Raw genomic sequence first — 21,467 nt, 5'->3', positions numbered from 1 at the left:
CTCCGTCGAACGGGTTCAATGCCACCGGGGAGAAACGCACACGCATGCTGGTCGAACCGGCTGTCCTGGCCCTGTCGCTGGCCTATCTGGGGCTGCTCTTCGCCGTGGCGTATTTCGGCGACCGCTATGCGCGTGACTGGTCGAAAAACTCGGTGGCGCCGGTGGTCTACGGCCTGTCGCTGGCCATCTACTGCACCTCCTGGACCTTCTACGGCGCGGTCGGGCGGGCGGCGACCTCGGGCATCGACTTCATCCTGATCTATACCGGCCCGGTCCTGGTCGTGACCCTGGGCTACCCGATGCTGCGCAAAATGGTCAGGGTGGCCAAGCAGCACAACGTCACCTCGATCGCCGACTTCCTGGCCTCGCGCTACGGCAAGAGCCGCGCCGTCGGCGTCACGGCGACGCTGTTCGCCACGGTCGGCGTGCTGCCCTACATCGCGCTGCAGCTGCAGGCCGTGTCCTCCTCGTTCCGCACCATCGCCGCGCCCGTGCCGTGGAGCGGGGACGCGCCGGGCGTCGTGCATGCCGACACGTCGCTGATCGTGGCGGCGCTGATGGCGCTGTTCACCATCCTGTTCGGGGTCCGCAACGTGCAGGCCTCCGAGCAGCATCGCGGCATGATGCTGGCCATCGCCTTCGAGTCGGTGGTGAAGCTGCTGGCGCTGCTGGCGGTCGGTCCCTTCGTCGTGTGGTTCCTGTTCGACGGGCCGGCCGACATGGTGGGGCGCCTGGCCGAGGCGCCGGCCGTTGCCGAGCGGCTGACGCGCGAGGCCTCGCCGCTCACCTGGGTGGTGATGTCGCTGCTCTCGGGCATGGCCTTCCTCTGCCTGCCGCGCCAGTTCCACGTGGCCGTCGTCGAGCACGACCATCCCGCCAGCCTGCGGACGGCGCGCTGGCTGTTCCCGGCCTATCTCGTGCTGATCAACCTGTTCGTCATCCCGATCGCGGCGGCCGGCCTGCTGCTGCTCGGGCCGAACGTCAGCCCCGACCTCTACGTGCTGCAGCTGCCGCTGGTCGGCGGCGAGAGCTGGCTGTCGGCCTTCGTGTTCATCGGCGGTCTCTCTGCCGCGACCTCGATGGTGATCGTGGCCTGCATGGCGCTGTCGGGGATGATCGGCAACGAGCTGCTGATGCCCTACCTGCTGCGCCGGCAGGCCGGCGTCGTTCGCGACATGGGCCCGCTGGTGGTGCTGGTGCGCCGCGCCGCCGTGGTGCTGATCCTGATGGCGGGCTACGCCTACGAGCGCATCATATCGGGCTACCTGCCGCTCGCCTCGATCGGCCTCATCTCGTTCTGCGCCGTCGCCAATTTTGCGCCCGGCCTCGTGCTCGGCCTGTACTGGCAGCGCGCCCACCGGTTCGGCGTCGTCGCGGGCCTGATCGGCGGCTTCGTCGTGTGGCTCTACGCGCTGCTGCTGCCGACCCTGCGCCAAGGGCTGGGGGCGGACGACTCGCCGATTGCCCCTTTCATGCCCTGGCTGCCGGAGTCCCTGGACGCCATCGATCCGGTGCTGCAGGGCTTCCTGGCCTGCCTCGCGGTCAACACGGCGCTGCTGGTCGGCGTCTCCCTGGTGGTGCGGCCGGTGGGCCGCGACCGCGAGCAGGCGGATGCCTTCGTGCTGGGCGCCGAGCCGGCGCCGCTGTCGCGGCGCACGCCGGCCGACGCCGCGCGCATCGAGGAACTGCGCCAGCTGCTGGCGCGCTTCGTCGGCGTCGAGCGCGCGGCCCGCACGCTCTCGGGTGAGCTGTCGCTGCAGACCGCGCTGGCGCGCACCGAGCGCATGCTGTCGGGCACGCTGGGCGCTGCCTCGGCGCGCGTGATCGTGGCAGCGTCGGTCCGGCGCGGCCGTCTGCTGACCCGCAGCGCGCGCGCCATCATCGACGAGGCGTCCGAGGCGATCCGCTACAATTACGAGATCCTGCGCAACACGCTCGACCATGTCGGCATGGGCATCGCCGCCTTCGATCGCGACGGCCGGCTGGAGATCTTCAACGACCGCTTCACCGCGCTGCTGGCGCTCGACGACGATGCCGTGGCGGTCGGCGCGGCGCCGCGCGAGTTCGGGGCCACGCAAGATGTCATCGACCTGCTGCGCCGGCCCGACTCGCCGCAGACGCAAAGGATCGCCACGCGCGACGGCCGCGTGATCGAACTGCGCCTCGATCCGCTGCCGGAGGACGGGTTCGTCGCGACCTGCAACGACGTGACGGCGCGCGTGCGCACCGCCGAGGCGCTGCGCGACAGCGACGGCCAGTTGCGCCGCGCCGCCGAAACGCTGGAGCAGCGCGTGGCCGAGCGCACCGCCCAACTCGAGGCCAGCCGCGCCGAGGCCGAGGCGGCCAATCTCGGCAAGACGCGCTTCATCGCGGCGGCGAGCCACGACCTGCTGCAGCCGCTGCATGCGGCGCGCCTGTTCACGGCGGCGATGATCGACCGCGATCCGCGCAACGATCTCGGCGGCAAGATCGATGCGAGCCTGGGCGCCGTCGAGTCGCTGCTCGATGCGCTGCTCGACATCTCCAAGCTCGATGCCGGGGCCTTCAAGCCCGAGAAGCGGCCGTTCGCGCTGCAGCCGCTGTTCGAGTCGCTGGCCACCGCCTTCGCGCCGACGGCCACACGCTATGGCGTCGAGCTGGTGATCGCGCCGACGTCTGCCTTCGTCGACACCGATCCGGCCTTCCTGCGGCGCATCCTGCAGAACCTTCTTTCGAACGCGCTGCGCTACGGCCGCGCCGAGGGAAGACCGGGCAGGGTATTGCTGGGCTGCCGCCGAGTGGGCGACGCCCTGCGCATCGAAGTGAGGGACAACGGGCCGGGCATTCCTTCGGACAAGCAGGCGGTGATCTTCGACGAGTTCGTGCGGCTTCAGCCCGAGGACGAGGGGCCGCGCGAGGAGCGGGGGCTGGGCCTCGGCCTTGCCATCGTCGACCGCATCGCGCGCATGCTCGATCTGCCGGTCGCCCTGGCCTCGGCGCCGGGCCGCGGCTCGACCTTCTCGGTGACCGTGCCGCGGGTCGCCGCGGTGGTGACCGCGCCCACTGCCGCGCCGGTGCCGCAGCCGATGCCGTCGATCGAGGCCGAGAGCTTCGTGCTCTGCCTCGACAACGAGGCGCGCGTGCGCGAGGCGATGGCGGCGCTGCTCGGCGGCTGGGGCTGCAAGGTGGCGACCGCGGCCACGCAGGCCGAGGCGCTCGACGCGGTCGCGCGGGCCGGGCGCCTGCCCGACCTCGTGCTGGCCGACCTCCACCTGGACGAAGGCGCCGACGGGCTCGACGCCGTGGTCGCGCTGCGCGAGTCCTGGGGCCGTGCCGTTCCGGCGGCCCTGGTGACCGCCGATCGCGACCCGACCTTGCGCCTGCGGGCGCGGGCCCGGCAGGTCGAGCTGCTGCACAAGCCGGTGAAGCCCGCCTCCCTGCGCGCGCTCTTGAGGCTGCGTAGCTCGGCGGCGGGTCGCCTTACGGCCTGATCGTCTCCGAAGGCGGTAGCGCCAGACCGCGCGACTCGATGACGGCTTGCGTTCGCGAGCGTACGCCGAGCTTGCGCAGGATCACCGTCACATGCGCCTTCACGGTGGCTTCGCCGACCCCGAGCTTGTGGGCGATCTGCTTGTTCTGGTCGCCGTGGATCATCAGAGCCAGCACGCGCCACTGCTGCGGCGTGAGCTGCGCGGCGCGCTGGGCGAAGCTGTCGCCGGGCACGGCGTCGGGCGGCGTGAAGATCTCGCCGTCGAGCACGGCGCGCACGATGGCGGCGATCTCCTCGAGCGGCGCTGACTTGTCGATATAGGCCGAGGCGCCGAATTCGTAGGCGCGGCGAATGACGGCCGCCTCGCGCGCCGCCGACACCACGACGATCGGCACGGTCGGGTGTTCGGCGCGCAGACGGGCGAGGCCTGTGAGGCCGTCCATGCCCGGCATGTCGAGATCGAGCAGCACGGCATCGGTCTCGGGTTCGCGGTCCAGCACCGCCTTCGCCTGGTCGAGCGTGCCCGCCCTGTCGAAGCGCGCGCCGGCAAACGACTGCCCCAGCGCCGACGCCAGCGCGTCGCGGACCATGGGATGGTCGTCAGCGATCAGGAAGGAGAGCGTTTCCCCGGACATCGAGTCATCTTTGTTGCGGCACGGTAGAAAATGCTGCGATGCACTCTACGCGACCTTGGACCTTGGTCGAATTGCAGCACACAGCACGTGCGATTTACACAAGAATCAAGAAGGGGTCCGTGTCAGGACACCCGCACAATGTCCAGGGGAGAAAACGCACATGGCCGTTGTAGGCTCGGTAAACGATCGCGGTCGTCCGATGACGCGCGAAGAGAGGAAGGTCATCGTGGCCTCCTCGGTCGGCACCGTCTTCGAATGGTACGACTTCTATCTCGCCGGCGCGCTCGCCATCAACATCAGCGCCAACTTCTTCTCCGGTGTGAACCCGACGGCGGGCTTCATCTTCACGCTGCTGGGCTTTGCCGCGGGCTTTGCGGTTCGTCCGTTCGGCGCGCTGTTCTTCGGCAGCCTGGGCGACCTGATCGGTCGCAAGTACACCTTCCTCGTGACGATGACCCTGATGGGTGTCGCCACCTTCGTCGTCGGTATCCTTCCCAGCTATGCCTCGATCGGCATTGCAGCGCCCATCCTGTTCATCGCCTGCCGTCTCCTCCAGGGCCTGGCGCTGGGTGGCGAGTATGGCGGTGCGGCGACCTACGTCGCCGAGCACGCGCCGCACGATCGCCGCGGCTTCTACACGTCGTGGATCCAGACGACGGCGACCGTCGGCCTCTTCCTGTCGCTGCTCGTCGTGGTGGCGCTGCGCCTCGCGCTCACGCCGGAGCAGTTCGCGGCCTGGGGCTGGCGCGTGCCGTTCCTCCTGTCGATCATCCTGCTGGGCGTCTCCATCTGGATCCGTCTGCAACTCGAGGAGTCGCCCGCCTTCAAGCGCATGAAGGCCGAGGGCAAGGGTTCCAAGACGCCGCTGCGCGAGGCCTTCGGCGTCTGGAAGAACGCCAAGATCGCCCTCATCGCCCTGTTCGGCGGCACCGCCGGCCAGGCCGCGGTCTGGTACACCGGCCAGTTCTACGCCCTGTTCTTCCTCACCCAGACGCTCAAGCTCGACGCCACGACCTCGAACATCGTGATCGCGGTGTCGCTCCTCATCGGCACGCCGTTCTTCGTCTTCTTCGGCTGGCTGTCCGACAAGATCGGCCGCAAGCCGATCATCCTGGCGGGCTGTGCGCTCGCCATGGTCACCTACTTCCCGCTGTTCCACGCGCTCACCAACGCGGTGAACCCGGCGCTCAATGCGGCGATCGAGAAGTCCCCGGTCGTCGTGATCGCCGATCCGAACGAGTGCTCGTTCCAGTTCAATCCGACGGGCACCGCGTCGTTCACCACCTCGTGCGACATCGCCAAGTCGTTCCTCGCGCGCAACTCTGTGAACTACGCCAACCAGGCGGCTCCGGCCGGCACGCCGGCGCAGATCAAGATCGGCGACAAGGTCATCACCTCCTTCGACAAGGCGAAGGCGGGGGCCGAGGGCGTTGCCAAGGAGCGCGCGTTCAACGCCGAGGCGACCGCGGGGATCCGCGCCGCCGGCTACCCGGCTACGGCCGACCCGAAGCAGATCAACATGACGATGGTCATCGTCATCCTGACCATCCTCGTCATCTACGTGACGATGGTCTACGGGCCGATCGCGGCCCTGCTGGTCGAGCTGTTCCCGACCCGTATCCGCTACTCCGGCATGTCGCTGCCGTACCACATCGGCAACGGCTGGTTCGGCGGCTTCCTGCCGCCGACCGCCTTCGCCATCGTGGCGGCGACCGGCAACATCTACTCGGGCCTCTGGTACCCCATCGTGGTGGCCGGCATGACCCTGGTGATCGGCCTGCTCTTCATGCCGGAGACCAAGGACCGGGACATCTACGCCGACGACTGACGCGTCCTCTGCGACAAAAAGGAACCGGCGGTCCGCAAGGGCCGCCGGTTTCTTTTTTGGATGTTTGCCGCGGCTCCGGTAAGTATCGCGCCATGAAACTCGAAGCCATTGCCATCGGCCACCGGCCGCCCGAAGACGTGAACGCCATCATCGAAGTGCCGATCGGCGGCGAACCGATCAAGTACGAGATGGACAAGGAAGCCGGCGCCCTCGTGGTCGACCGTTTCCTGTACACGCCCATGCGCTACCCTGGAAACTACGGGTTCGTGCCGCACACGCTGTCGGACGACGGCGACCCGATCGACGTGCTGGTCGCCAACACCCGCCCGATCATCCCCGGCGCCGTGATCAACGTGCGCCCGATCGGCGTGCTGCGCATGGAGGACGATGGCGGCGGCGACGAGAAGATCATCGCCGTTCCCTCCCCCAAGCTGACCCAGCGCTACGTCCACGTGAAGACCTACACCGACCTGCCCGAGATCACCCGCCAGCAGATCGAGCACTTCTTCATCCACTACAAGGATCTCGAACCCGGCAAGTGGGTGAAGCTGCTGGGCTGGGGCGACGTGGACGAGGCCAAGCGGCTCATCGTCGAAGCGATCGAGCGGGCCAAGAAGAAGCGCTGATCCAATCGTCCCGCCTCCTCAGCGAGACATGCACGGCCATGTCAGAGCGTTGCTGACTGCACGTCTTTCCTGTCACTGACTCTACGCCGAATTTCTGTTTGTTGGCGAAGGCTGGCAGGCTACAGAGCGTTGGCATTGCCGGGATCATGTTCCAGCACGGTCAATACGGATAAGGGGCGGCCGTGGCGGCAGGCTCGCCGGTCAGTCCGGATGGGGGAAGGTCATGGTGGACACACCGGCGCGGGGCGCTGCCAGCACTTGCTTACGCATGCTCGCGGTCCCTGTGGGGGTGGCGGGCCTTTGCCTCTTTGCCGGATCGGCGCAGGCGCAGCTCGTTTTCAAGCGCTATCAATACGGCACGAGCGGGGTCACGACGGTCACCGGCATTCGCGGTGACAACATGACGGGCAACTACTCGATCCCCAACAGCGGGGGCGACACGGGCGGATTGCTGTTCGGGTTGACCAACGCCACCATCGCCCCGTTCCCCACGGCGACGGCCAACCAGTCAAATTACCCCGGGGCCATCAGCAGCACGCCCTATGGTCCGAGCTTCGGCTCCTCCACGGGCATCCTGCGCGTCGTCGGGAGCTACATCACGACGGTGTCCAGCCCCTACGACCTCGGCTACCTCTTCGATGCGGCGGCGCCGTCCGCATCGCAGCTCACGACGCTGCGCTATCCCGGCATCGCCTCGACCCTTTACACCATCGCCCACAGCAATTTTGGCAACCAGGTCGTCGGCAACTACGACACCAATCTCCCGACCGGGAATGCCTTCATCTACGACATCCCGACCGCAACGTTCACGAACAACAACAAGCCGGGCGCGCTCAGCACCACGGCCTACGGCGTCTACGGCAACAAGATCGCCGGCGGCTACGGCGAAAACTCCGGACCCGGGCCTGTGCTCATCCCGACGGAGCATGGCTACATCTACAATCAGACGACGAACGTCTTCACGCGATACGATGCTCCAGATTCCCTCTTCACGCATTTCGAGGGCATCACCAGCGGCGGCCGGGCCAATACCTATAATCTTGTTGCCGATTCCATCGGCACCGACCTCAGGCCCCATGCCTGGGCCGTCTCCGTCGATGCGGCGGGCGTTGCGACCTGGACGGAGATCATCGTGCCGGGCGCCGAGGTGACGTCGGCAAATTCGACCTATGGCGGCACCGTCATCGGCGTGTACGTCGAGGGCCGCGTGACGAAAGCCTACACCGTCAACATCCCAGGACTTTACAATCCCGTCACCAATTCAGCCAATCTCACCTCCGGTGCCGCCGGCGCGGTGGCGATCAACGGCGCGGGCGACGACGTCGTCAACAACGGGTCCATCCTGATGACGGGGGCCAATAGCATCGGCATCAGCAACGGCACCTATGGCGTCGTGACCAACTACGGCACGATCGGCGTGACGGGCGCCGGCGGCACAGCCGTGCAGATGTCGGGCGATTTCAGCACGCTGCTGAACGCGGGCACGATCAACGCCGCGCCGGGCGGATACGCCATCCAGACCGACGCCACGGCGATGGGATCGATCGTCGTCAACAACGGCATCATCAACGGCCTGGTGTCGATCGCGGCCGGATCCTATGCCCGCTTCGAGAACAGCGGCTGGCTCGGCATCAGCGCCGCCGGCGCCGGCGCGACACACCAGATCAGCGGCACCTTCGTCCAGACGGCGGCCGGCACGATGGGAATGCGCGTGTCACCGACCGCCGCCGATCGGCTCCTGGTGGACGGCACCGCGAGACTGGATGGCGGCCTGCAGGTCATTGCCCAGCCCGGCACCTTCGCGCCCCGCTCCAGCTACACGCTGGTGACGGCAACGGGCGGATTGAGCGGCGCCTTTCAGTCGGCGACCAGCACCTTGCCGTTTCTCGTCCCGACGCTGAGCTACGACGCCAACAACGCCTACCTCAACCTGCAGGTCGGCGGCTTTGCGCAGGCGGCCCTGACGCCCAACCAGGCGGCGGTCGGCGCGGTGCTCGACGCCACAGCGCCGAATGCGACCGGCGATTACGCCACCGTCGTCACGGCGCTCGCGGGCCTTTCCACCCAGCAGGGCCAGACGGTGATGAACGCCATCAGCGGCCAGAACTATTCCGGCTTCTCGAGCTCGATGGTCCAGGGCACCCAGCTCTTCCTCAGCAACTTCGCCGGACAGGCTGGCGGCGGCGGCGGTCTGGACGACTCGAACCGCGTCGCACTGGCCGAAGCCTGCGATGTCGCCTGCGACACGGCTTCTCCCGCCCTGTGGGGCGCTTGGGGCAGTGCGCTCGGTGGGCTGGGCACAATCAGCAACGGCGGCAGCAATAGCGGCGCACTGACCTACAATGTCGGCGGCTTCGCCGGCGGCCTCGATCGCCTCGTGGCGCAAGGCCTGCGGGTCGGCGCGACGGTGGGCTACCAGAACGCCAACCAGTGGGTCGGCGGGTTCAGCGGCGCCGGCAACTCCAACACCGTCCAGGCTGGCGTCTACGCCAACTACAGCGAGGGCAAGGTCTACGCCGACGCCATTGCGGGCTATGCCTACTCCGCCAACCAGATGTGGCGCAGCATCGTGATCCCGGGCCTGGCGTCGCGCACGGCCTATGGCTTCACCGGTGCCAACCAGTTCTACGGCCAGATCGAGACGGGCTATCGGTTCGATATCGGTGGCGTGGCGAATGCGTTCATCACGCCGTTCGTTCGGCTGCAGGCCTATACCGGCACCCAGAACGCCTTCACCGAGACGGGCGCGGACTCGCTCAACCTCTCGGTGGCGCAGCAGACCACGAACTCGCTACGCACGGTGCTGGGCGCGCAGCTCGGCGGTTCGATGGACCTCGGCTGGCGCGACCGCCTGGCGATGAAAGTGCGGCTGGGCTGGAGCCACGAATATGCCGACACGGCGCGTCCGGTGACGGCCTCGTTGGCCGGCGCGCCGGTGGCGCCCTTCACGACCTACGGTGTGGCGCCGCAGCGCAACGGCGTCGTGCTGGGCCTCGCGGCCACCACGGCCATCGCCGACGCGACTTCGATCTATCTCCGCTACGAGGGCGAGATCTCCGGACAGGACAATGCCCATGCCCTCACCGCCGGCTTCCGCATGACCTGGTAGAGCGCCGGACACTCTTGCCGTCTGCGCTGCCTTTCCTATATCCACCGCCGGAAAATCAACCGCGAGGAATTCAAGCGCAATGAACGTCGACGGTTCGGCAGCCCAGGGCAGCCCGGAGAAGCACCAGTTCCAGGCCGAAGTGGCCGAGCTGCTCAACCTGATGATCCACTCGGTCTATTCCGAGACGGACGTCTTCCTGCGCGAGCTGGTGTCGAACGCCTCCGACGCTTGCGACAAGGTCCGCTACGAGGCCATCGCCCGGCCCGAGCTTCTGGCCGGCGACGAGCGCCTGGCCATCCGGATCAAGCCCGATGCATCTGCCAAGACCCTGACCATCGCCGACAACGGCATCGGCATGGATCGGCAGGAGCTGATCGACAATCTCGGCACCCTGGCGCGCTCCGGCACCAAGGCCTTCCTGAAGGGGCTGAAGGACGCCAAGGACGGGCTGGGCCTGATCGGCCAGTTCGGCGTGGGCTTCTACGCTGCCTTCATGGTGGCCGACCGCATCGAGGTGACCAGCCGCCGCGCCGGTGCGGCCGAGGCCTGGACCTGGACCTCGGCGAGCGGCGCCGGCTTCGAAGTGTCGCCCGCCACGCCGGAGCAGGCGGCGCGGGTGTCGCGCGGCACCGAGATCGTGCTGCATCTGAAGGAGGACGCGGCGCGCTACCTCCAGCCCTACGAGCTGGAGCGCATCGTGCGGACCTATTCCGACCATGTGCTGTTCCCGATCGAGCTGATCGACGACAAGGGCGAGGCGAGGCAGGTCAATGCCGCGAGTGCGCTGTGGCAGCGCTCGAAGTCCGAAGTGACGCCGGAGGACTACACGCAGGCCTATCGCTCGCTCGCCATGGCGTTCGACGAGCCGGCGCTGACCCTGCACTACAAGGTCGAGGGGCGGCAGTCCTACGCGGTGCTGCTGTTCGTGCCCAGCACGCCGCCGTTCGATCTCAGCGATCCCGCGCGCAAGGGGCGGGTGAAGCTCTACGTCCGCCGGGTCTACATCACCGACGATGCCGAGCTGCTGCCGGCCTATCTGCGCTTCGTGCGCGGCGTGGTCGACAGCGAGGACCTGCCGCTCAACCTGTCGCGCGAGATGCTGCAGAACAATCCGCAGGTCCGCCAGATCCGCTCGGGCCTGGTCGGCCGCGTCCTGTCGGAACTCGAAAGCACCGCCACCAAGGATGCCGAGACCTACGGCAAGATCTGGGAGACCTTCGGCCCGATCCTCAAGGAAGGACTCTACGAGGACCAGGAGCGGCGCGCCCAGTTGCTCGGCCTGGCGCGCTTTGCCTCGACCGCCGGCGACACGCCGCGTTCGATCAAGGACTACGTGGCCGACCTGAAGCCCAACCAGACGGAGATCTATTATCTGGTGGGCGACAGCCTCGACCGGCTGAAGTCCAACCCCAAGCTCGAGGCGGCGAAGGCACGCGGGGTCGAGGTGCTGCTTCTGACCGATCCGGTCGATGCCTTCTGGACGACGATGCCGCAGGAATTCGAGGGCAAGCCGCTCAAGTCGCTGAGCCAGGGCGAGGTCGATTTCAGCCTGATCCCGCTGGTCGACGAGGAGAAGGCGAAGGACGCGGATCCCAATACCTTCGAGGACGATGCCGCCGTGCTGGAGGCCGCCAAGCAGGTGCTGGGCGACAAGGTGGCGGACGTGAAGGCCTCGACGCGCCTGACCGACAGCGCCTCCTGCCTGGTGGCGAGCGCGCAGGGCCGGGATCGCGAACTGGAGCGCCTGCTCGAACGCCAGAACCGCGGCAGCGCCACCAAGCCCATCCTCGAGCTCAACATGAAGCATGCGATGGTGCGGGCGCTGGGGACGGCCAAGAAGGAAGACCGCGCTCAGGACGTCGACGATCTCGCGAACCTGCTGCTCGACGAAGCCTGTATCCTCGACGGTGAGATCCCGTCCGATCCGGCCGCCTTCGCGCGCCGTCTGAACGCCTATGTCGTGCGGGCGTTGCGGGGTACTGCCTCGGCTTGAGGCGCTGGCGTCACGTCCCGCTCATCGTCAGCCTGGGAAGAAAGGTGACGATCCCGGGAAACAGCGTGAACAGTCCGACGCAGGCGAAGTCCATGAGCACGAACGGCCAGACGTTGCGGAAGATCGCCTGCAACGGAATGTCGGGCCGCACGCCGCTCACGACATAGCAGTTGAGGCCGACCGGCGGCGTCAGCAGGCCGACTTCGACCATCTTCACGACGATGATGCCGAACCAGATCGGGTCGAAGTCGAGTTTCATCATGACTGGAAAGATGACCGGCAGCGTGAGAAGCAGCATCCCGATGCCGTCCATGAACATGCCCAGCACCGTGTAGAGCACGATCACGAACAGCAGGACGAGGTAGGGCGAGACGCCGATGGCGACGATCCAGTCGGAGAAGGTGCTGGATACGCCGGCGAAGGCCAGGAAGCGCACGAAGATCAGGACGCCCCAGATGATCGAGAAGATCATCACCGTGAGCTTCACGGTATCGAGAAGCGAGTCGAGCAGGCCGCGCCCGGTCAGGGACCGCTTGAGCAGGGCCATGACGAAGACGATGAAGGCGCCCAGCGCGCCCACCTCGGTGGGCGTCGCCCAGCCGGTGTACATGCCGCCGATCACGGCGCCGATCACGAATACGATGGGCAGCGCGTCGGGCAGCGTGACGAAGCGCTCGCGCCATGGGATGCCGTGCACCGACAGGCCGAGCGCCGGATTGATCTTGAATCGCACGACGATGATCGAGGCGTACAGGACCGCGGAAATGACGCCGGGAATGAAGCCTGCCATCAGCAGGCCGCCGATCGAGGTTTCGGTGATGATGCCGTAGACGACCATGATCGCCGAGGGCGGGATCAGGGACGCAAGCGTCCCGCCGGCAGCGACGACCGCGGCGGCGATGCCGGGCTGGTACTTGTAGCGCAGGAGCTCGGGGATCGAGATGCGGGCAAAGACGGCGGCCGTCGCCGTGCTGGCGCCCGAGACGGCGGCGAAGCCCGCCGCGGCGAAGATCGTCGCGACCGCCAGTCCGCCCGGCATCCATCCCAGCCAGGCGCGCGCGCATCGGTAGGCGCCCTGTACGATGCCGGCATGATGGGCGAGGTGGCCGATCAGGATGAAGAGCGGCAGGACCGACAGCGCATAATTCGTGGTGTCGGAGTAGGGAATATGGCCGGCGATGCCGACCGCCTTGTCGAAGCCGCGCAGCGCCCATAGTCCGAAGAAGCCCACGAGTCCGGCCGCGACAAAGATTCGGATGCCGGCCACGATCATGACGGTGAGGGCGATCATCCCGATGATGCCGATCGTGATGGGCTCCATCAGGCGTCCTCGGGCAGATGCGTTGCGACCGGTACGGCGATCGGTTCAGCCAGTGGATCGCCGACCAGCCGAATATAGGCCCAGATTTCGAGCGCAATCCGGCACGCGAGGATGCTGAAGCCGATGACGGGAACCAGCTTCGAAGGCCAGGTCGGCCACTGGGTGTTGATCGTCGAATCGCCGATGTAATAGGCGTTCTCGAAGAAGTGCAGGACGCCCGGCAGCAGCAGGACGATCAGGGCGAACGCCGCGATCGACGCCATCAGCTCGGCGATCCACTTGCGGCGTCCCTTGAAGTGGCCAACCAGGATGTCGACCCTGATGTGGCCCGCCTTGCGATAGCAGTAGGAGATGGTGAGCAGGGTGTAGGTCGCCATGCTCTGCTCGATGAGGTCGAGCTGGCCATAGAGCGGCGCGTTGAACGCCTTGCGCATGACCATTTCGGCGACGCCGACCCACATCACGCCGAAGATCACGACGCCGCCGATCACGGCCGTCACGAATTCGACGACCTGGAGCGCGCGATCGAGACGGTCGAGCAGTGCGCCGCCCATCGCCCGACCGTAAGAAGCCATCGCGGCCACGTGCGTTGCCGCGTCAGCTCTTCTTCAGCTTTGCCTTGGCCTTCTGGGCCTCGTTCAGGATGAGATCGAGCAGCTCCTGGGCGGGCACGCCCTTGGCGGCGTTCTCCGTGACCCACGCCTTCCAGACCGGCGCGGCGCCGACTTCCTGGAAGATCTTGAGTTCCTCCGGCGAATACACGATCCCCTTGAGGCCCTTCTTCTCCCAGTCGGCCAGGTTCTTCTTGTCGGTCTCGCTATGGGCCTTGATCAGCGCTTGGTAGGCGAGGGGCCGGGCCTTGTCGAACAGCTCCTTGTACTGCGGCGGCAGCTTGCCGAAGGCATCGAGGGCGACGATGGTCGGGCAGTTGTTTGCGCCGGGCGACAGGTTCGTCGTGTACCATTTCGCGATCTCTGGAATCTTGTACGACGCGAAGGCGTAGGTGTAGGGGAACGCCGCGGCCCGGAAGACGCCGCGCTCCATCGACGTGTAGACTTCCGGAGCGGGCACCGAGGTCGGGACGGCGCCGAGGTTCTTCATGGCCGCGCCGGTGCCGCCGAGCGCGCGTACGCGCATTCCCTTGAAGTCCGCCATCTTGGTCGGTGCATCGCCGGTCCCCATGAACTCCGACTGCGGCTGCAGGACCGACATCAGCACCATGGCGTTCCAGCGCTTGAATTCGTTCACGATGTAGGGGTTCTTGTAGAAGACGTCGTGCACCATCGCGTGGACCTCGGGATCGGCCAGCGGCAGGCCGGGCAGGTCGAGGGCGTTGATGCCGAGATGCTTGCCCGGATGGTAGCCGGTGCAGATCTGCGCCATCTCGAAGGCGCCGAGCTTGATGTTGTCGAGATTGTCCGATGCCTTCGACAGCGAATCGCCGTAGTGGATCTTGATCGTGAACTTGCCGTCGGTTTCCTTGCTCACATAGCTGGCAAGGGTTTCGATTCCGGCGGTGAAGGCTCGCGGCGGTCCCCAGACGGAGAGGTTCCAGGAAACCTTGGGCCCATCCACGGCAAGGGCCGAGGTTGCACTGAGACCGAGGAGTACGCCAGCAACGCCGAGACGAATCGACAGTACGCCCATCATCTTCCTCCCTGGACTTCTCTTGTGTTTATTGAGGAAAGCATGGGCTCGGTTGCATTCCCTGTCCACGGAGAATTCGGGCGATCGGCAACGCCTCCGCGATCTTGCTGCAGTCGCGAACCGGCTGAGCAACGGCACAAGAGCAGGACGCGAGCCGGCATAAGACTTTTCGTTCCGGCGTGCAGTGGATCGGGGGCGATTGCGCTTGTCCGGCAGCGCGCCGTGTCCGAAGGCTTCCGTCACAGTCGACAAGAACTGTCTGTGACGGAGGAAACGAATGACCAAGAACGCGATCATGCGGCGTCGCATTTTCCTGGGCGCCGCGGTCGGAACACTGGCGGCGCCGGCGATCGGTCGTGCCCAGGCGTGGCCGAACAAACCCGTGCGCGTGGTCAACGCCTACAGCGCCGGCGGAACGGCTGACGTCGTCTGCCGCATCTACTGCCAGGCGCTGGGCGAAAAGCTCGGCCAGAGCTTCACCGTCGACAACAAGCCGGGTGCGGCGGGCACCATCGCCGCCCAGATCGTGGCGCGCGCGCCCAACGACGGCTACACGATTCTCTACGATGCCACGGCGCAGTCGGTGAACCCGTCGCTGTTCGCGGGCAAGCTTTCCTACGACACGCAGCGCGATCTCCTGCCGATCGCCCAGACCATGCAGACGCCGGTCACGCTGATGCGCAATGCGCAGTTCCAGGCCAAGACCGTTCCCGAGCTGATCGCGCTGGCCAAGAGCAAGCCCGGTGCGCTCGATTGCGCCTCGACCGGCATCGGCACGGTGCAGCACGTCTCGCTCGAACTGCTGAACCAGAAGGCCGGCATCAAGATCAATCACGTGCCCTACAAGGAAATGGGCTCGGTCCGGAACGACCTGTTCGCCGGCCGCGTCCCGCTGCTGTTCAGCAACGTCCCCGGCACGGTGGCGCTGCTGACCTCGAAGGATGTGAGCTGCATGGCCCATACCGGTCCCAAGCCGGTCGAGGTGCTGCCGGGCGTACCGGCCATATCGGAGGTGATTCCGGGCTTCGAGACCTGGGAATGGAACGGTCTGTTTGCGCCGGCCGGCACCGATCCCGCCCTGATCTCGCGCCTCAACGCCGAGGTCAACGGCGTGATGAAGATGGAGGCCGTGGCGAAGCGGCTGGCCGAGCTGGGTGCGCTCACGCAGGCCAACACGGTTGCCGAGTTCACGGCCTTCCGCGAAAAGCAGATCGCCTTCTTCGCCGAGATGGTGAAGAGCGCCGACATCCGCATCGAGTAGGGAGGGAGCGATGGCCGAGAACGACCCGCTGCTCGGCCATGGCCGGCAGATCGTCGTACGAGAGGACTGGTTGCGCCTGACCGAGGAGCCGATCCTCGAGCCCGGCCTGCCGATCGTCGATCCGCATCATCATCTCTGGGAGCGCGACGGCGGCCATTCCTACCTGCTGCCGCAACTTCTGGCCGATACGGCCAGCGGCCACGACGTGCGCGCGACGATCTTCGTGCAGTGCGGGGAGATGTATCGCGCCTCGGGCCCGGCCGACGAGCAGTCGCTCGGCGAGACCGAGTTCGTGACCGGCGTCGCCGCGGTCAGCGCCAGCGGCCGTCACGGCCCGACGCGCGCCTGCGCCGGCATCATCGGCATGGTCGACCTGACCCTGGGTGACCGCGTCGAACCCTTGCTCGAGAAGCATCGGGCCGCCGCGGGCGGCCGCTTCTGCGGCATCCGCAACCGAACGGCCTGGCATCCCTCGCCGGACGTCACGACGAACCTGGTGATGAAGCCGCCGGGACCGCTCGAGCATCCGTCTTTCGCCGAGGGCGCACGCCGCCTCGCGAAGCAGGGGCTGCCGCTCGACGTCTGGGCCTATCACACTCAGCTCGCGCATGTCGTGACGTTGGCCCGGACCGTGCCGGAGCTGACGATCGTCGTCGATCACGTCGGCGGCCCGCTCGGCATCGGTCCATTCCGCGGCAAGCACGCTGAAGTCTATCCCGAATGGAAGCAGCGCATGATGGAACTGGCGGCGCTGGCCAATGTGCGGGTGAAGCTGGGCGGCCTCACCATGTTCGTGAACGGCTTCGACTTCCACAAGAAGCCGAGCCCTCCGGGCTCGGAGGAGTTGGCGAAGACCTGGGCGCCCTATATCGAACCCTGCATCGAGGCGTTCGGCGCCGACCGCTGCATGTTCGAAAGCAACTTCCCCGTCGACAAGGGCCAGTGCAGTTATCCGGTCCTGTGGAATGCCTTCAAGCGCCTGACGGCGAGCGCCGGCGCGGCCGAGAAGACGGCGCTCTACAGCGGCACGGCGATGCGCACCTACGGTCTCGACCGCCTGCCGGCGGCGCTGGCGCTCGATCTCCAGGCGACGTAGCTGGGCGGTCGTCGCGACGGGGATGTGTCAGTCGCAGGGAATTCATAGTATTTGCCGGCCTCTTGCCGCATGGGGATGAACCCGGTCGGCAAAACGACAAGACCAAATGGATCGGAGGAAAGCATGAAGGTATCTCGCAGGACGCTGCTCGGGGCGTCCGCATTGGGCAGCATTGCCGTCGCGGCTCCCTGGGTCGCTCGCGCCCAGAGCGCGGAATTCACTTACAAGTACGCCAACAATCTCCCGGTCGCCCATCCGATGAACCAGCGCGCCAAGGAGATGGCGGATGCGATCAAGGCCGAGACCAACGGCCGGGTCGAGATCCAGATCTTCCCGTCGAACCAGCTCGGCTCGGATACCGACATGCTGAGCCAGCTGCGCTCAGGCGGCATCGAGTTCTTCACCCTGTCCGGCCTGATCCTGTCGACGCTTGTTCCGGCGGCTTCGATCAACGGCATCGGCTTTGCCTTCCCGGACTATCCGTCGGTGTGGAAGGCGATGGATGGCGAGCTCGGGCAGTATGTGCGCAACCAGATTGCGAAGGCCAATCTGGTGGCTATGGAAAAGATCTGGGACAACGGGTTCCGCCAGACGACGTCCTCGACCAAGCCGATCCAGGGCCCCGAGGACCTCAAGGGCTTCAAGATCCGGGTGCCGGTCTCCCCGCTCTGGACGTCGATGTACAAGGCGTTCGACTCGGCGCCGGCCAGCATCAACTTCTCCGAGGTCTATACCGCACTGCAGACCAAGGTCGTCGACGGCCAGGAGAATCCGCTCGCGATCATCGCGACGGCGAAGCTCTACGAGGTCCAGAAATACTGCTCGCTCACCAACCACATGTGGGACGGCTTCTGGTTCCTGGCGAACCGCCGGGCCTGGGAGCGGCTGCCGGAGAACCTCAGGACCGTGGTCGCCAAGCATGTGAACGCCGCCGGCGTGAAGGAGCGTGAGGACGTGGCTCAACTCAATGCGGGCCTGCAGAAGGAGCTGACCGACAAGGGCATGGTCATCAACCAGCCGAAGCCGGAGGCTTTCCGCGACAAGCTGCGGACCGCCGGCTTCTACGCCGAGTGGAAGGGCAAGTACGGCGACGAGGCCTGGTCAATCCTTGAGAAGTACACCGGCAAGCTGAGCTGAGTGCGACACACCCCGGCCTGAAAGGCCGGGGTGTCTTCTTTCTGCTGATCTGTTCGGAAAATCGTCATGAGCGCGACTGCTGAAGAACTTGCCCTGTCCGAGTCGCTGGGTAACCCGAGCCCCGGCGGTCGCTGGAAGTGGCTCGAACCCATCAATGCGATCGCGGCCATGCTCATGCTTGGCATCGTCCTGCTCCTGCTGGCGGGCGTGGCCTCGCGCTATCTGTTCAATTTTCCGGTCGTGTGGATCGACGAGGTCTGCTCGATCAGCTTCATCTGGGTGGCGATGCTCGGGGCGGCGATGGCGCTCGACCGCAATGAGCATCTTCGCCTGACCCTGTTCGTGAACCTCTTCTCCGAGCGCCGCCGAACCTTCATCGATGCGTTGGGTCTCGTCGTGGTGGCGACCGTCCTGGTCGCGCTGCTGCCGCATGCCGTCGAGTACACGATGGACGAGTGGTTCATCACGACGCCCGCGCTTGGCATCCCCAACAGCTTCCGCGTGGCGGCGATCCCCTTCGGCATCGTCCTGATGCTCGCCCTGGTGATCCGCTACGCCTTGCGGTCGCCGGCGCTTCCGCAGTTGCTCGTGGCGCTCGTGGTCGTCGGCGCGATCGCCGGCCTGCTGTGGCATTTCTCGCCGCAGCTGGTCAGGGCCGGGAACTCGAAGCTGCTGTTGTTCCTCGTCCTCTTCGTCTCGGTCAGCCTCGCCTGCGGCGTACCGATCGCCTTCTGCTTCGCCATCGGCACGATCAGCCACCTGGCCTTCGGCACCACGGCGCCCTTGTCGGTCGTGATCGGTCGCATGGATGAGGGCATGTCGAGCATCATCCTGCTGTCGGTTCCGGTGTTCCTCCTGCTCGGCTGCATCCTCGACGCCACCGGCATGGGCAAGGCCATCGTCGATTTCCTGGCGTCGTGGCTGGGTCACATCCGCGCCGGCATGTCCTATGTCCTGCTGGGGTCGCTGTTCGTGGTGTCCGGCATCTCCGGCTCCAAAGTCTCGGACATGGCGACCGTCGCGCCGGCCCTGTTTCCCGAGATGAAGCGCCGCGGCAACAAGCCCCGCGAGATGATCGCCCTGCTGGCGACCGGCGCGGCCATGGCAGATACGGTACCGCCCAGCATCGTACTGATCGTCCTGGGCTCCGTGGCGGGTGTTTCGATCGCCGCTCTGTTCACCAGCGGCTTTGCGATCGCGATGGTCCTGCTGCTGGGCCTTGCCATCCTCGCCCGCTGGAAGGCGCGCCACGAGGACATGTCGGGCGTGCAGCGGCCAAGCCTGCGCATCATCGGTCGGACCGCCCTGATCGCGGCACCGGCGCTGGTTCTGCCATTCCTGATCCGCAGCACGGTTTCAGGCGGCGTCGCGACGGCTACCGAGGTTTCGACCATCGCGGTCCTGTATGCGGCCTTTGTCGGTGTCGTTCTCTACGGCGGTATCAGCCTGAAGAAATCCTACGCCATGCTGGTGGAAACGGCGGCACTGACCGGCTCGATCCTGCTGATCCTGGGGACGGCATCGGCTATGGCATGGGCGATCACACAGGCGGGAATCGCGCGCGACGTCACACAGTTCATGGCGTCGATGCCGGGTGGCACCATCGTCTTCATGATCCTCAGCATCGTCGTGTTTCTCATTCTCGGCTGCGTCCTTGAGGGCCTGCCGGCGATCGTGCTGATGGCCCCGCTGATGTTCCCGGTCGCCAAGAGCCTCGGCGTGAACGACATCCACTACGCGATGACGATCGTGACCGCGATGAATATCGGCCTGATGACACCACCGATCGGCATCGGCTTCTACCTGGCGTGCCGGATCGGCAATGTCTCGCCGGATGAAGCCATCGGGGCGATCTGGTCGTACCTGCTGGCGTTGATGGCGGGCCTGGCGGTCATCGCCGCCGTGCCGTGGTTCTCCGTCGCCTTCCTCTAATCGGCGGTGATCTCTGCGGCCTCGACGATACGGCGGTTCGTGTCGCGGTCCTTTTTCAGGCTCGCGACGATTTCGTCGGGGGGCAGCACGAGGGCCCGCAGGCCGATCGCATTGAGTGACGCGATGGTCGGTGCATCCGACAGAAATTCGGCGAACACCTCGTTCAACCGCGCCAGAGCCGGCACCGGCCGAGCGTGGGTCGCCGTCCGGCCACATTCGAGAAGCCGACACATGCCTTGTGGCGCGTTCTCCATGGCGCCGTTTTGCGGCAGACTTCGAGTTATGAAATCTTCCTCGCACGCTCGACGGCTCAGCCTGGCCATGAAGCCCGGATCGAGTGTCTCGGCGCTTTACCAGAAAGCGCCTGATGCCTCGGCGCTGCTTGTCCTTGCACATGGCGCGGGCGCCGGCATGTTGCATCCGTTCATGACCTCCGTGGCCGACCTGCTGGCTGAACGAGGGGTGAGCACCCTCAGATTCCAGTTTCCCTATATGGAGGCAGGGTCGAAGCGGCCGGACCGGCCGGCCACGGCCCACGCGGCGATACGGGCGGCTGTCCAGAAGGCAGCGAAGATTGCGCCGGCACTCCCGCTGTTCGCGGGAGGCAAATCGTTTGGCGGTCGCATGACGTCACAGGCGCAGGCGCTGGAGCCCCTTCCGAACGTCAGGGGCCTGGTGTTCCTGGGGTTTCCGCTGCACCCGGCCGGGAAACCCTCGGTGGAGCGCGCGGCGCACCTGCGCGACATCGACATTCCCCAGCTGTTCCTCCAGGGGACGCGCGATGCGCTTGCTGAGCCTGCGCTGCTGCGCAAGGTCATGAAGCGCCTGGGCAAGCGTGCGACTTACAGGCCGGTGGTGCAGGCCGACCATTCCTTTGCTGTCCTGGTCCGGTCGGGCCGAACCAACCAGGAGGTTCTCGCCGAACTAGCGGACGTCTCGAGCGACTGGATGCGCGCCGTGAACTCAGCCTGAGTCCACGCGCGCGTCGAGCGTGAAGGTCACACCACCTTCGGCGTGACCTTCGCGACCTTGAACGGCCGCTGGACACCGTCATGCTCGGTGACGGACACGTATTCGCCGGCCACGAACCTGTGGGTGTCGAAGCGGAAGATCGGTTCGTCGTCGTCGTCTCCCGGCTGGTAGGAGAAGGCCCATTTGCCGTCGCGGCGATGGATCAGATGGCCGGTCTCGTCGTCGGCACCGTCCCAGAAGCGGCGCACGGTGCAGGCGGCCTTGTGCTTGGCCCAACCCTCGGCCTGAAGGTGACCCTGCGCATCGAGCGGCGCGACGAACTCGTAGCCATGGTTCGAGCTGCCGTTGGGAAACTCGGGCGTCCGGGCCAGTTCGAGGACGATCTTCTTGAGCGGCATGACTTTCTCCTTTGGCGATGGCGCACTATGCCCGCCAGGACTC

At 66.4% G+C, this 21,467-nt stretch carries 16 protein-coding genes; 10 read left to right on the top strand and 6 right to left on the bottom strand.

The annotated features are described in order from the left end of the window. Positions 1–44 precede the first annotated feature (44 nt). Positions 45–3,470, top strand: coding sequence for a NahK/ErcS family hybrid sensor histidine kinase/response regulator (locus ACO07K_RS18620; protein WP_422030421.1), 3,426 nt, complete (start codon positions 45–47; stop codon positions 3,468–3,470). Here ACO07K_RS18620 and ACO07K_RS18615 read toward each other — a convergent pair. Beyond that, positions 3,460–4,104: a response regulator transcription factor gene (locus ACO07K_RS18615; RefSeq protein ID WP_422030419.1), complete on the bottom strand. Its 645-nt coding sequence runs from the start codon at positions 4,102–4,104 to the stop codon at positions 3,460–3,462. The genes ACO07K_RS18620 and ACO07K_RS18615 overlap by 11 nt on opposite strands. Before the next feature lie 160 nt (positions 4,105–4,264). Between ACO07K_RS18615 and ACO07K_RS18610 the strand changes: the two genes are divergently transcribed. From ACO07K_RS18610 to htpG, 4 genes are all read left to right on the top strand, one after another. Beyond that, positions 4,265–5,932 carry an MFS transporter gene (locus tag ACO07K_RS18610; RefSeq protein WP_422030417.1) on the top strand — a complete coding sequence of 556 codons (1,668 nt, stop codon included), beginning with the start codon at positions 4,265–4,267 and terminating at the stop codon, positions 5,930–5,932. Positions 5,933–6,024: 92 nt separating this feature from the next. After that, positions 6,025–6,558 carry an inorganic diphosphatase gene (gene ppa / locus ACO07K_RS18605; RefSeq protein WP_422030415.1) on the top strand — a complete coding sequence of 178 codons (534 nt, stop codon included), beginning with the start codon at positions 6,025–6,027 and terminating at the stop codon, positions 6,556–6,558. Between the two features lie 268 nt (positions 6,559–6,826). Next, positions 6,827–9,667, top strand: a complete 2,841-nt coding sequence (locus tag ACO07K_RS18600; protein ID WP_422030413.1) for an autotransporter outer membrane beta-barrel domain-containing protein — start codon at positions 6,827–6,829, stop codon at positions 9,665–9,667. A 79-nt stretch (positions 9,668–9,746) separates the two neighbouring features. Beyond that, complete coding sequence (gene htpG, locus ACO07K_RS18595) at positions 9,747–11,660, top strand: molecular chaperone HtpG (RefSeq protein ID WP_422030411.1); 1,914 nt, start codon at positions 9,747–9,749, stop codon at positions 11,658–11,660. 10 nt (positions 11,661–11,670) lie between these two features. Here htpG and ACO07K_RS18590 read toward each other — a convergent pair whose 3' ends face one another. Genes ACO07K_RS18590 through dctP form a run of 3 tightly spaced genes read right to left on the bottom strand, consistent with a single transcriptional unit; the run spans position 11,671 to position 14,628 of the window. Further along, on the bottom strand, positions 11,671–12,981 hold the full coding sequence (locus tag ACO07K_RS18590; RefSeq protein WP_422030409.1) for a TRAP transporter large permease: 1,311 nt from the start codon (positions 12,979–12,981) through the stop codon (positions 11,671–11,673). Beyond that, a complete protein-coding gene (locus tag ACO07K_RS18585; protein ID WP_422030407.1) occupies positions 12,981–13,556 on the bottom strand; it encodes a TRAP transporter small permease subunit in 576 nt (191 codons plus the stop codon). The genes ACO07K_RS18590 and ACO07K_RS18585 overlap by 1 nt, the downstream gene beginning before the upstream one ends. Positions 13,557–13,578: 22 nt before the next feature. Next, positions 13,579–14,628: a TRAP transporter substrate-binding protein DctP gene (dctP, locus tag ACO07K_RS18580; RefSeq protein WP_422030405.1), complete on the bottom strand. Its 1,050-nt coding sequence runs from the start codon at positions 14,626–14,628 to the stop codon at positions 13,579–13,581. 277 nt (positions 14,629–14,905) lie between these two features. Here dctP and ACO07K_RS18575 point away from each other — a divergent pair, with 277 nt between their 5' ends. From ACO07K_RS18575 to ACO07K_RS18560, 4 genes are all read left to right on the top strand, one after another. Continuing rightward, entirely contained in the window at positions 14,906–15,889 is a 984-nt protein-coding gene (locus ACO07K_RS18575) for a Bug family tripartite tricarboxylate transporter substrate binding protein (RefSeq protein ID WP_422030403.1), read from the top strand. A 10-nt stretch (positions 15,890–15,899) separates the two neighbouring features. After that, positions 15,900–16,985, top strand: a complete 1,086-nt coding sequence (locus ACO07K_RS18570; protein ID WP_422030401.1) for an amidohydrolase family protein — start codon at positions 15,900–15,902, stop codon at positions 16,983–16,985. A gap of 123 nt (positions 16,986–17,108) precedes the next feature. Next, entirely contained in the window at positions 17,109–18,122 is a 1,014-nt protein-coding gene (locus tag ACO07K_RS18565) for a TRAP transporter substrate-binding protein (RefSeq protein ID WP_422030399.1), read from the top strand. Positions 18,123–18,188: 66 nt separating this feature from the next. Next, positions 18,189–20,054, top strand: coding sequence for a TRAP transporter large permease subunit (locus ACO07K_RS18560; protein ID WP_422030397.1), 1,866 nt, complete (start codon positions 18,189–18,191; stop codon positions 20,052–20,054). Here the strand turns inward: ACO07K_RS18560 and ACO07K_RS18555 are convergent. Next, on the bottom strand, positions 20,051–20,377 hold the full coding sequence (locus ACO07K_RS18555) for a hypothetical protein (protein WP_422030395.1): 327 nt from the start codon (positions 20,375–20,377) through the stop codon (positions 20,051–20,053). The genes ACO07K_RS18560 and ACO07K_RS18555 overlap by 4 nt on opposite strands. Here ACO07K_RS18555 and ACO07K_RS18550 point away from each other — a divergent pair. Then, positions 20,376–21,026: an alpha/beta family hydrolase gene (locus tag ACO07K_RS18550; RefSeq protein ID WP_422030393.1), complete on the top strand. Its 651-nt coding sequence runs from the start codon at positions 20,376–20,378 to the stop codon at positions 21,024–21,026. The genes ACO07K_RS18555 and ACO07K_RS18550 overlap by 2 nt on opposite strands. A 26-nt stretch (positions 21,027–21,052) precedes the next feature. Here ACO07K_RS18550 and ACO07K_RS18545 read toward each other — a convergent pair whose 3' ends face one another. After that, a complete protein-coding gene (locus ACO07K_RS18545; protein ID WP_422030391.1) occupies positions 21,053–21,424 on the bottom strand; it encodes a hypothetical protein in 372 nt (123 codons plus the stop codon). Positions 21,425–21,467 lie beyond the last annotated feature (43 nt).

Source organism: Reyranella sp., from assembly GCF_965228225.1.
GTDB lineage: Bacteria > Pseudomonadota > Alphaproteobacteria > Reyranellales > Reyranellaceae > Reyranella.
Note: the sequence above shows the minus strand (reverse complement) of the source record. Positions and strands in the feature narration are given on the sequence as shown.

Coding starts and splice junctions, on each gene's coding strand:
- ACO07K_RS18620 (WP_422030421.1), top strand. CDS start 45: ATGCTGGTCGAACCGGCTGTCCTGGCCCTGTCGCTGGCCTATCTGGGG.
- ACO07K_RS18615 (WP_422030419.1), bottom strand. CDS start 4,104: ATGTCCGGGGAAACGCTCTCCTTCCTGATCGCTGACGACCATCCCATG.
- ACO07K_RS18610 (WP_422030417.1), top strand. CDS start 4,265: ATGGCCGTTGTAGGCTCGGTAAACGATCGCGGTCGTCCGATGACGCGC.
- ppa (WP_422030415.1), top strand. CDS start 6,025: ATGAAACTCGAAGCCATTGCCATCGGCCACCGGCCGCCCGAAGACGTG.
- ACO07K_RS18600 (WP_422030413.1), top strand. CDS start 6,827: ATGCTCGCGGTCCCTGTGGGGGTGGCGGGCCTTTGCCTCTTTGCCGGA.
- htpG (WP_422030411.1), top strand. CDS start 9,747: ATGAACGTCGACGGTTCGGCAGCCCAGGGCAGCCCGGAGAAGCACCAG.
- ACO07K_RS18590 (WP_422030409.1), bottom strand. CDS start 12,981: ATGGAGCCCATCACGATCGGCATCATCGGGATGATCGCCCTCACCGTC.
- ACO07K_RS18585 (WP_422030407.1), bottom strand. CDS start 13,556: ATGGCTTCTTACGGTCGGGCGATGGGCGGCGCACTGCTCGACCGTCTC.
- dctP (WP_422030405.1), bottom strand. CDS start 14,628: ATGGGCGTACTGTCGATTCGTCTCGGCGTTGCTGGCGTACTCCTCGGT.
- ACO07K_RS18575 (WP_422030403.1), top strand. CDS start 14,906: ATGACCAAGAACGCGATCATGCGGCGTCGCATTTTCCTGGGCGCCGCG.
- ACO07K_RS18570 (WP_422030401.1), top strand. CDS start 15,900: ATGGCCGAGAACGACCCGCTGCTCGGCCATGGCCGGCAGATCGTCGTA.
- ACO07K_RS18565 (WP_422030399.1), top strand. CDS start 17,109: ATGAAGGTATCTCGCAGGACGCTGCTCGGGGCGTCCGCATTGGGCAGC.
- ACO07K_RS18560 (WP_422030397.1), top strand. CDS start 18,189: ATGAGCGCGACTGCTGAAGAACTTGCCCTGTCCGAGTCGCTGGGTAAC.
- ACO07K_RS18550 (WP_422030393.1), top strand. CDS start 20,376: ATGAAGCCCGGATCGAGTGTCTCGGCGCTTTACCAGAAAGCGCCTGAT.
- ACO07K_RS18555 (WP_422030395.1), bottom strand. CDS start 20,377: ATGGCCAGGCTGAGCCGTCGAGCGTGCGAGGAAGATTTCATAACTCGA.
- ACO07K_RS18545 (WP_422030391.1), bottom strand. CDS start 21,424: ATGCCGCTCAAGAAGATCGTCCTCGAACTGGCCCGGACGCCCGAGTTT.